The following is an 8,831-nucleotide window of genomic DNA, read 5'->3' as shown; positions in this document are numbered from 1 at the left end:
GCGCGCCTTGGTCGCAAACCGAAATGCGGCCAGTGCCTGACCTTTGCCCGAAATATTATCAGCGCCGGACCTGCGACCGCGTAGCATTAGCTATCCGATAATTGGCGGTTTCACGGCACTTTTCGCCTTCAACTGGGGCATATTTCACGCTATCTTGATTCGATAAACAATAAAGGATTGTGCCATGAAGGGTGATGCAAAGGTCATTGAGTATCTAAATGAGGCGCTCAAAAATGAATTGACCGCCGTGAACCAATATTGGCTGCATTATCGTATGCTCGACAATTGGGGCGTTTCCAAACTGGCACATTTTGAACGGCATGAGTCGATTGACGAGATGAAGCATGCCGACAAGCTGGCGGAGCGCATCCTGTTCTTGGACGGGTTGCCCAATTTTCAGCTTCTCGGGCGCTTGCGCATTGGTGAAACGGTCGAAGAAATCCTGAAAGCCGATTTAGAGCTTGAGTATGAAGCTCTGTCGCAACTGAAAGATGCCATCGCGCACTGCGAAGCTGTTCGGGATTATGTCAGCCGCGATCTGTTTGCCGAAATTCTTGAGAACGAAGAAGAGCATGTTGACGTGCTGGAAAAGCAGTTCGACATGATCGCACGCATGGGCATGGAAAACTACGTTCAGTTGCAGTCGCAACCGTCCGAAGATTAATCAGCCCAAGCGCATTCCGCCAAGGGCGTTGCGTTGGGCGGCCGCGACCGGACGGCGCTCGACCAAGGGACTGGTTTCGGCTTCGAGTGCCGACACTGTCGCTTCGAACAGCGGACGCAGGTGAACGACCTTTTCAACAAGTTCAGACGGGTCGATCTGGATTTCGACATAATGCCGGGCGGCGACTTCAATTTCTTCGGCCAACAATGCCAAGCGATTCGCGCCAAATTGCCATGCCTCGCCTTTTAACGTGTGCGCAGGCATCACCAGCTTTGCCGAATCCTTCAGGCGCATGGCCTCTTCGATTGCGGCCACCGATTTCGTGCCGTCTTCAAGGAAATAGCCCAATATGCGCACAAAGCCTGCACCCAATAGGCTGCGGGTTTCGCCAAAGGCTTTCCAGTCAATCAGTCCATCCGGATCGTTGGTCAACTATTCGCTCCCGGGACACGGAAATACGGTCCGGCACGATAATACATCGGCAGAAGTAAACAGAGCGTTGACATAGTCTGTTTGCCAGACCGCGCTGCGTGCGTGCTTAATCCGCGAACGGGTTCTTTGATGAACGGAAATTGATGCGCACGGGCACCGCACCGAAATCCAAATCGCGGCGAATACCGTTGAGCAAATAGCGCGCATAGCTGGCGGGCAATTCGTCGGTCCGGTTGCCGAAAATCACGAACGTCGGCGGGCGGTTGCGCGCCTGCGTCATGTACCGCAATTTGATCCGCTTGCCGCCGGGGGCAGGTGGCGGGTTTGCCGAAATCGCGGCTTCGAACCAGCGGTTGAGTATGCCGGTGGGCACGCGCTTGTTCCATGCCTCTCGCGCGTCAAACGCCGCCGAAATCATCTGGTCCAGCCCCTTGCCGGTCAGCGCAGATACGGCGATCATCGGAACGCCCTTTAACTGCGACAGGCCTTCATCCAGCGCGCCGCGGATCCCTTTGAACAGGCTGCCACCATCGACGGCCACGTCCCATTTGTTAATGGCGACAATCAGCGCGCGGCCTTCTTGAATGACATGGTCGGCAATTTTCAGGTCTTGGACTTCCAAACCTTTGGTTGCGTCCAAAAGCAGCACGACGACCTCAGCAAAATCGATGGCATGGCGGGCGTCGGCCACCGACAGCTTTTCAAGCTTGTCCTGCACCTTGGCGCGCTTGCGCATCCCTGCCGTATCGATCAGGCGCACGCGCCGTTCGGTCAGCATCGGCGGAATATTGCCTTCTTCATCGGGCTCGCGCTCTTTCGGGCTTGGGTCGTTCCAGACCCAGTCCACCGAAATACTGTCGCGGGTAATCCCTGCCTCAGGGCCGGTAATCAAGCGGTTCTCGCCCAAAATCTTGTTGATGAGCGTTGATTTGCCTGCGTTCGGGCGGCCAACAATGGCCAGTTTCAATATCGCGTCAGGGGCTTCGGGGTCGGGCACTTCAAAGGCACCGCCGTCAATATGCGGCAACAGCGATTGGAACAGGTCGGCCATGCCTTCGCCATGTTCGCCGCTGATCGCAATTGGCTCGCCAAAGCCAAGTGCGTAGCTTTCCAATATGCCGTTATCGCCCTGCTTGCCTTCGGCCTTGTTCACGGCCAGCACGACGGGTGTCGCGCTGCTGCGCAGCCAACGGGCGATTTCTTCATCGAGCGGGGTGACGCCGACACGACCGTCGATCAGGAACAACGCAACCTGCGCGCCGGCAATCGCGGCCTCGGTTTGCATGCGCATCCGGCCGGGCAGGGTATCGGGATCTTCATCCTCATAACCTGCGGTATCGACAATGGTGAATTCAAGATCGAACAAGCGACCTTGGCCCTCACGCCGGTCGCGCGTGACGCCAGGCGTATCGTCGACAAGCGCCAGCTTCTTGCCAACCAAACGGTTGAACAAAGTGGACTTGCCGACATTGGGCCGACCGATAATGGCTACCGTCGGCAACATGCCGGCATTACTCCTTTAAAGACTTAACCCCGGAACGCGGAAATGCGGCCGGAATCGTCCAAGATATACAATGTGTTGTTCGCCACGATCGGGGCGAGCGACACGTCATTCTTTACGTCGAATACTTCGGTGGCGGCGCCTTCTTCGGGGGAAATCGACCAGATCGCGCCATGCGAATTGGCAACGATCAGGCGGCCACCGGCGAGGACCGGGCCATACCAGCTGATCGGGCCCTTTTTCTTCTTTTCATTTTTGAAACGCTGAAGCTTTGAAATCCACCGGACCTTGCCGCTTGAACGCGCAACGCACAGAAGCTTTGCCTCATCCGTCATCACAAATACCCATTCGCCCACGGCGACAGGTGTTGAAATGCCGGCAATGTTGATTTCCCAAATGCGCTGGCCGCTGACCAGTTCATAAGATGCCATGCGGCCGCCCTTGCCAAGCGCAAAGACGCGGCCACGGTCAATGACAGGATCGGCGTCAATGTCGGTCAATGTCGATACCGATGTCGACATGGCCGTGCGCGACAAAGTGTCGCTCCACAGGCTGCGGCCATTTTCATAACGATAGGCGGCAAGCTCTCCGCTGGAATAGCCAGCGATGACCGTGCCTTGTGCCGCCGCTGGTGCGCCAACGCCAAAGATGCCCGATGCGGCAACGGGGCCAGCTTCGTTCCATTGGGGTTCACCGTCGCTTTGACGCAAGGCGTAAATCTGGTTGTCCTGAGTCATGACATATAGATTGCCATTGGACAGTGTCGGCGCACCGCGCAGCGGCCCGGCAGGACGTTTTTTCCACACAAGCGCACCGGTATCGGCGGCAAGCGAGGCAACATCGCCAACGCCGTTGGTCGCAAATACGTTGGTGGCAGTGGCGCTTACGCCGCCGCCATAGCGTGATGACTTGCCATCATTTTTGACTTCAAGCGCATTGCTCCAGATTTGCGCGCCGGTGTTGGCGTCAAAGGCCGTAACCCGCGCCGTGGTGTCGACAACATATAGCCGTCCGTCGCTCATCACCGGACTCGCGGCGAGGCGCGCGCGCGGGTTTGCACCCTTTACGCTTGCGGTCCAGACGCGCTTCAGACCTTGGCTCAGTTCAATATGGCCAGGTGATTTTGATGCGTTGCCGCCGGGCTGCGCCCATGCTTCGTTGAGGGTTGCAGGTGGCAAGGTCACCGCAACATTGGCCAGCGCGGCATCAATGTCCGTATCGCGCTCGGTACCCAATATGGCGACGCGACTGCCGACGGTCGGGGTGTTATTTTTCTTTCCGGCATCGCCGCGCATGCCGTCCAAAACGGCACAGCCGCCAAGGGTGGTGGATGCAGCGAGGACCAATAAAAGCTTCGTGACAGTCTTCAATTTCACTCTCCCTTGGAGGCGGTTTCATCCGCCTTCGATGCCGCATTGCGCTTTGCGTCAACCTGAACAGTATCTACGCCAAGCGCGCCAGCCATTTGTTGCGAACGGCTACGCAGCGACTCCGGCAGGTCCTCCTGCTTGGAAATCTGGGCAAAAATCGGGCCAGCCAAATTGTCCTTACCCATTTTTATATAGGCCAATGCCGTCAGTTCGCCCGCGCTGCCGAACCATGCATGGCCGGGGGTCGCAAGTGGCTTCAACCTGTCAATAACCTGTTGCGGCGGGGTCGAATCAAATTCGGCACTGACCTGACGAATGAGCGCGAGATCGCGGAATGTCTGCGGCAGGCTGCTGTCTGCTGCGACCTTTGCATAAATTGCGACCGCTTTCTTGGTCTCGCCGTCTTCGCCAAGCAAATTGGCTTCGACCAGTTGCGCCATCGCGCGATATCCGGGTTGGTCCGCCTTGGCGAGTGTCGCGAGCTGCGCGCGCGCTTCTTTTTCCTGACCGGCGCGCAATTTGTCCATCGCATCCACGAACAGTTCGCTTTGCAAATCGGCCGCAGCCTGCTTTTGATTGTGATATACAATCCAGCCACCAAAAGCGAGCAAACCCGCCACAATAGCGGCCAATAACCAGCGTCCGTAACGTGTCCAGAAATTGGTGAGATCGCTTGCGCGGACGGCATCATCCACTTCGCGCAAAAACGCTTCGTCGCTTCCGCTCCGGTCTTTTTCAGGGCGCTGTTCTGTCGGTGTCAAAGCCAAGAGGGCCTCCGATTATAAATAGTCGTAATGTGTTGGAGCCGTCCTTAGCCCGACTTGGCTGGATAGGCCAGCCTGCTTTACGCAGGTTGATACAGCTGTTCGGGTCCGGGGAAGCTGCGGTCACGCACGCCAGCGGCATATTCGCGCACAGCATCTTCCACGCTGACGCCCATATTGCCGAATTTTTTGACGAACTTCGGCACGCGGTCGAAAAGGCCCAGCATGTCTTCGGCGACCAAAACTTGCCCGTCGCATTGCGCAGACGCACCAATGCCAATCGTCGGGCAGGCAACTTTCTGCGTAATTTCAATGGCGATATGTTCCAGCACGCCTTCGATCACCATGGCAAAGGCACCGGCATCGGACATGGCGATTGCGTCTTCGACAATCGATTTGGCTTCTTCGGGGCTCTTGCCGCGTACGCCATAGCCGCCAAGGATGTTCACCGCTTGCGGCGTCAGGCCGACATGCGCCATCACCGGAATGCCGCGTGACGTCAGGAATTCGACCGTTGGGGCCAAAACCTTGCCGCCTTCCAACTTGACCGCGGCAGCGCCGGTTTCCTTCAACAGCCGCGATGCGTTCACAAATGCCTGCTCGGCTGAGGCTTCGTAAGACCCAAAGGGCATGTCGACGATGACGGCGGCGTGATAGCTGCCACGCACAACCGCTGCGCCATGCGCGGCCATCATTTCCATCGTCACCGCCACCGTATGCGGCAGGCCGTAAATCACCTGACCCAGCGAGTCGCCGACGAGCAGCATATCGCAATGCGGATCCATCAATTGCGCCATGCGCACGGTGTACGCTGTCAGCATGACGAGTGGTTCTTGGCCCTTTTGCTGACGGATGCGCGGCACGGTCAGCCGCTTCATCGGCGAAGGCGTCGGGTTCGCACGGCTGGTGGATGTGTCGAACGTGAGCGTTTTTGAATTGGTAGACATAAGCGCAGGACTTAGCCGCTAAACGCACCGCACGAAAGGAAGAACGGGCGGTGTGTATGTTATATTTGACTCTATGTTAAAAATAACTAACATTAAGTGCGAATCATGTAACATTGGAGATTGTCGATGTCCTTCCGAGAGAAAATTCACTGGATTGCGTTAGTCGGGTTGCTGTCCGCTTTCGGCTGGTATTTCCTGAACTATCCTTGGGAAATCGCGAATTCACCCAAGGGAATGTACACGGCGGTGTGGATGTTACTGCCGGTGACGATCATTTTTTTGGTGCCAATGGTCGCGGGGGCCGCTTTTTTTGCGATACGCTCACCGAAGGACGCTGATCTGAAAGAAGACGAACGCGAAAAGGGCATCCATCTGAGGGGAACCCATCTGGCCTATTACCCATTGGCCATAGGCGTTCAGCTGAATATCTTCGTACTCATCAACGGATTCAATTATGGGTACGCCGTGACCATCCTTATCGCGACATTGGTTATTGCCGAACTCATTCGCGTGGGGTCGCAGTTATATTATTATCGCCGTGGCTACTGACCCGATGGCGCAAACACCCTTCACCAACGACATAAGAACGCTGCGCTTCCTCGCCGGGGAGATGACGCAGGGCGATTTGGGCGACAAGGTGGGCGTCACGCGCCAAACCATTGCCGCCATCGAACAGGGCAAATATTCACCCTCGCTTGAGGTCGCGTTTCGCATCGCCCATGTCTTTGGAAAGCCGCTTGAAGAGGTTTTTCAGTGGACTGCAAAAGCCGGATAAACGGTGTCGGCTTGTTCGTCACCGTTTCTTCGAAAACGCCGCGCACTGCGCAACCAGCGACGTCATATCATCCACCGGAATGATGTGCTTCGGGCCGAAATTGAAACAGGATTTGCCCTGCATGCGCTTGCGCAAGGCGTCTGAAATTTCGTCCAGTAACGAAGGTTCGAGATACACCGGAAACAGGTGAAACGAGACGTAGCTTTTCTTGATTTGAACCGCTGCAAACATCTCGGGCGTGCCATCGGCCTTCACGGTTTCGAGATAATAATTGTCCGCCGCATCCCGCTTTACCTGAAAGTCTGGTTCATAGGGTTTCAGCACATTTTTCAGCGTCGAAAACATGTCGTCCACCTCATTCTCCCATTATGTTCGCCCGTGCCGACACGGCCTCTGCAACATTATCACTGAATATGCCGTCAATGCCCGTGGCCAAAAACGCCTTCATCTCGGCCTGAACATCGCCAATGCCGCGCGGGTCGACGCCTGATTTTTGCGCCAGCGGCAGGAAGTAATTTTCGCGGCGGAATGTCCATGGGTGCACCGCAAGGCCGACCTTATGCGCATCAGCGACAAGCGTCGTGGGCGTGCCCAGATTGCCGATGAGTGTACGCGGGATGACCATGGCCTTGTTCGGGCCAACGCCATCGGCATAGGTCGCAACAATTTTCAGGCCCTCGGCAGTGGCCATTTGTGGGTAGGTCAAATCGCTGCGGTCGGCGGGGCTGCCCTTTTCTTCCATCAGCTGGATGAGCCGCAATTTGGTCTTGGGCCGCAACGCTTTCAGATTTTCGACCTCAAATGATTGGATGAAAATCGGCGCGTCTTTTGTGACATGGCCAAATGTGGTCAGCATCGCCAGCAACGGCGCCTCATGCGGCAGGCCGATCGACGCGAAATAGCTTGGGTGCTTGGTTTCGGGATAGACGCCGACATTATGCGCCTTGGCGAGGGTCAGTATCTCTTCAAAGGTCGGGATTTCAAACTGCCCGTCAAACGCCATATTGTCCTTGCGCAATTGCGGCAGGCGTTCCTTGGCACGCAGGGTCTTGAGCTCTGCCAGCGTGAAATCTTCGGTGAACCAGCCGGTCATTTTCTTACCATCGATGGTCTTGCTTGTCTTGCGGTCGGCAAATTCGGGCTTGTCGGCCACGTCGGTGGTTTCCGAAATCTCATTCTCATGCCGCGCGACCAATACGCCGTCTTTCGTCAGGACAAGGTCAGGCTCGATGAAATCCGCGCCCTGTTCAATCGCGCGGGTGTAGCTGGCGATGGTGTGTTCGGGCCGCTCACCTGATGCGCCGCGGTGCGCGATGATGATGGCTTGGCCGTTTAAGGGTTTTTCCATGGCGTGGCTCTCCGGTGTCGCGCAGGCGGGCAATAAGAATAAGGCGATGAAGAGGGCGTGCAGGTTTTTCATACCGCCTTCATGGCCGCGCAGCATTTCATTTGTGCGACAAGACCGGTTCCCATTCGGATTCCTTGAACCCCACCAGCAAAGTCGTACCGCCTTCGACGACGGGCCGTTTGATCATCGACGGGTTGGCGACCATCAAGGCAATGGCTTTGGCCTCATCAATATCGGCCTTGTCGGCATCGGGCAATTTCTTGAACGTCGTGCCTGCCTTGTTCAGCAGCTTTTCCCAGCCAACTTGGCCGACCCAGCGCGCCAGATGCGCTTCGGTCACCCCTGCCTTTTTATAATCATGAAAGGCAAAGACGACGCCGCGCGCATCAAGATAATTCCGCGCCTTTTTGACGGTGTCGCAATTGGGAATGCCGTAGAGGGTGATGTGTGACATGGGTTTCTTTCTGGTGCGCCTTTTGTGGGGTGGTGACGCGTCCTTTAGTTTTTCTGTGGGGCTTTCGCCTCAGGAAACAATGGCCATGCCAATTGTTGGCCCAAAGTCGCGTCTGGCAGATTTTCCACCCCATAGCTTTGCGGATAGGTGCGGGTGATTTTCGCGGTGCCGAACAGAATGTCCCAAAAGAACAGCAGATTTCCGAAATTGCCTTTATAGTTCACGGCAGGGTCGCTGTAATGACGCCCATGATGGGCATGGTGGGTAGCAGGCGTCGATATCGTGCGTTCAACCACCCACATGACGGGCGAAAGCCATTTGATTTTGAGCAGCTTCGCATCCCAAGCCACATCGCTATGCGCCCCGATGATCACAAGTTGTTTGACCACAACATAGCCAGCAAACACCCAACCCAAGCCCATGTAGATCAACACGGCCGAGAACCAGATGCTTGGCATCAGCGCGTAATAAAAAATATTGTTCCGGTAGACCAACCGGATGCTCATATAGCGGGCGTTGTGGTGCGCACGGTGCATATTGTAGAGCCACGCGAAGCTATGCGATGCACGGTGCTGC

Annotated in this window: 12 protein-coding genes; 3 read left to right on the top strand and 9 right to left on the bottom strand. The window is 56.2% G+C overall.

What is annotated here, in order from left to right; all coding sequences use genetic code 11:
- Window positions 1-184 precede the first annotated feature (184 nt).
- Window positions 185-664 carry a bacterioferritin gene (gene bfr, locus ACILQA_RS07990; protein ID WP_395629220.1) on the top strand — a complete coding sequence of 160 codons (480 nt, stop codon included), beginning with the start codon at window positions 185-187 and terminating at the stop codon, window positions 662-664.
- On the opposite strand, the gene ACILQA_RS07985 is transcribed toward bfr, so the two are convergent.
- From ACILQA_RS07985 to panB, 5 genes are all read right to left on the bottom strand, one after another.
- Window positions 665-1,096: an Hpt domain-containing protein gene (locus ACILQA_RS07985; RefSeq protein ID WP_395629219.1), complete on the bottom strand. Its 432-nt coding sequence runs from the start codon at window positions 1,094-1,096 to the stop codon at window positions 665-667.
- 106 nt (window positions 1,097-1,202) lie between these two features.
- Window positions 1,203-2,600, bottom strand: coding sequence for a ribosome biogenesis GTPase Der (gene der / locus ACILQA_RS07980; protein ID WP_395629218.1), 1,398 nt, complete (start codon window positions 2,598-2,600; stop codon window positions 1,203-1,205).
- Between the two features lie 23 nt (window positions 2,601-2,623).
- On the bottom strand, window positions 2,624-3,967 hold the full coding sequence (locus ACILQA_RS07975; RefSeq protein ID WP_395629217.1) for a PQQ-binding-like beta-propeller repeat protein: 1,344 nt from the start codon (window positions 3,965-3,967) through the stop codon (window positions 2,624-2,626).
- A 2-nt stretch (window positions 3,968-3,969) separates the two neighbouring features.
- On the bottom strand, window positions 3,970-4,734 hold the full coding sequence (locus ACILQA_RS07970) for a tetratricopeptide repeat protein (protein WP_395629216.1): 765 nt from the start codon (window positions 4,732-4,734) through the stop codon (window positions 3,970-3,972).
- A gap of 77 nt (window positions 4,735-4,811) precedes the next feature.
- Window positions 4,812-5,678 (bottom strand): 3-methyl-2-oxobutanoate hydroxymethyltransferase, encoded by an 867-nt coding sequence (gene panB, locus ACILQA_RS07965; protein WP_395629215.1) that lies wholly within the window; start codon window positions 5,676-5,678, stop codon window positions 4,812-4,814.
- 126 nt (window positions 5,679-5,804) lie between these two features.
- Here panB and ACILQA_RS07960 point away from each other — a divergent pair, with 126 nt between their 5' ends.
- Together ACILQA_RS07960 and ACILQA_RS07955 are read left to right on the top strand one after the other, a co-directional pair.
- Window positions 5,805-6,227 (top strand): hypothetical protein, encoded by a 423-nt coding sequence (locus ACILQA_RS07960; protein ID WP_395629214.1) that lies wholly within the window; start codon window positions 5,805-5,807, stop codon window positions 6,225-6,227.
- A gap of 4 nt (window positions 6,228-6,231) precedes the next feature.
- Complete coding sequence (locus ACILQA_RS07955) at window positions 6,232-6,453, top strand: helix-turn-helix transcriptional regulator (protein WP_395629213.1); 222 nt, start codon at window positions 6,232-6,234, stop codon at window positions 6,451-6,453.
- An 18-nt stretch (window positions 6,454-6,471) separates the two neighbouring features.
- Here ACILQA_RS07955 and ACILQA_RS07950 read toward each other — a convergent pair whose 3' ends face one another.
- The 4 genes from ACILQA_RS07950 to ACILQA_RS07935 all read right to left on the bottom strand — a co-directional run.
- Window positions 6,472-6,807 carry a hypothetical protein gene (locus ACILQA_RS07950; protein ID WP_395629212.1) on the bottom strand — a complete coding sequence of 112 codons (336 nt, stop codon included), beginning with the start codon at window positions 6,805-6,807 and terminating at the stop codon, window positions 6,472-6,474.
- 1 nt (window position 6,808) lies between these two features.
- Complete coding sequence (locus ACILQA_RS07945; RefSeq protein WP_395629211.1) at window positions 6,809-7,873, bottom strand: glycerophosphodiester phosphodiesterase; 1,065 nt, start codon at window positions 7,871-7,873, stop codon at window positions 6,809-6,811.
- Between the two features lie 25 nt (window positions 7,874-7,898).
- Window positions 7,899-8,255 (bottom strand): ArsC family reductase, encoded by a 357-nt coding sequence (locus ACILQA_RS07940; RefSeq protein ID WP_395629210.1) that lies wholly within the window; start codon window positions 8,253-8,255, stop codon window positions 7,899-7,901.
- A 44-nt stretch (window positions 8,256-8,299) separates the two neighbouring features.
- Window positions 8,300-8,831: sterol desaturase family protein (locus ACILQA_RS07935; RefSeq protein ID WP_395629209.1), on the bottom strand; the 532-nt coding region annotated here is incomplete at its 5' end.

This window comes from Sphingorhabdus sp., from assembly GCF_044239005.1.
In the GTDB taxonomy this organism is placed as follows: domain Bacteria; phylum Pseudomonadota; class Alphaproteobacteria; order Sphingomonadales; family Sphingomonadaceae; genus Sphingorhabdus_B.
Note: the sequence above shows the minus strand (reverse complement) of the source record. Positions and strands in the feature narration are given on the sequence as shown.

Excerpts from the sequence above, each read along its gene's own strand:
- bfr (WP_395629220.1), top strand. The coding sequence starts at position 185 with ATGAAGGGTGATGCAAAGGTCATTGAGTATCTAAATGAGGCGCTCAAA.
- der (WP_395629218.1), bottom strand. The coding sequence starts at position 2,600 with ATGTTGCCGACGGTAGCCATTATCGGTCGGCCCAATGTCGGCAAGTCC.
- panB (WP_395629215.1), bottom strand. The coding sequence starts at position 5,678 with ATGTCTACCAATTCAAAAACGCTCACGTTCGACACATCCACCAGCCGT.
- ACILQA_RS07960 (WP_395629214.1), top strand. The coding sequence starts at position 5,805 with ATGTCCTTCCGAGAGAAAATTCACTGGATTGCGTTAGTCGGGTTGCTG.
- ACILQA_RS07955 (WP_395629213.1), top strand. The coding sequence starts at position 6,232 with ATGGCGCAAACACCCTTCACCAACGACATAAGAACGCTGCGCTTCCTC.
- ACILQA_RS07945 (WP_395629211.1), bottom strand. The coding sequence starts at position 7,873 with ATGAAAAACCTGCACGCCCTCTTCATCGCCTTATTCTTATTGCCCGCC.
- ACILQA_RS07940 (WP_395629210.1), bottom strand. The coding sequence starts at position 8,255 with ATGTCACACATCACCCTCTACGGCATTCCCAATTGCGACACCGTCAAA.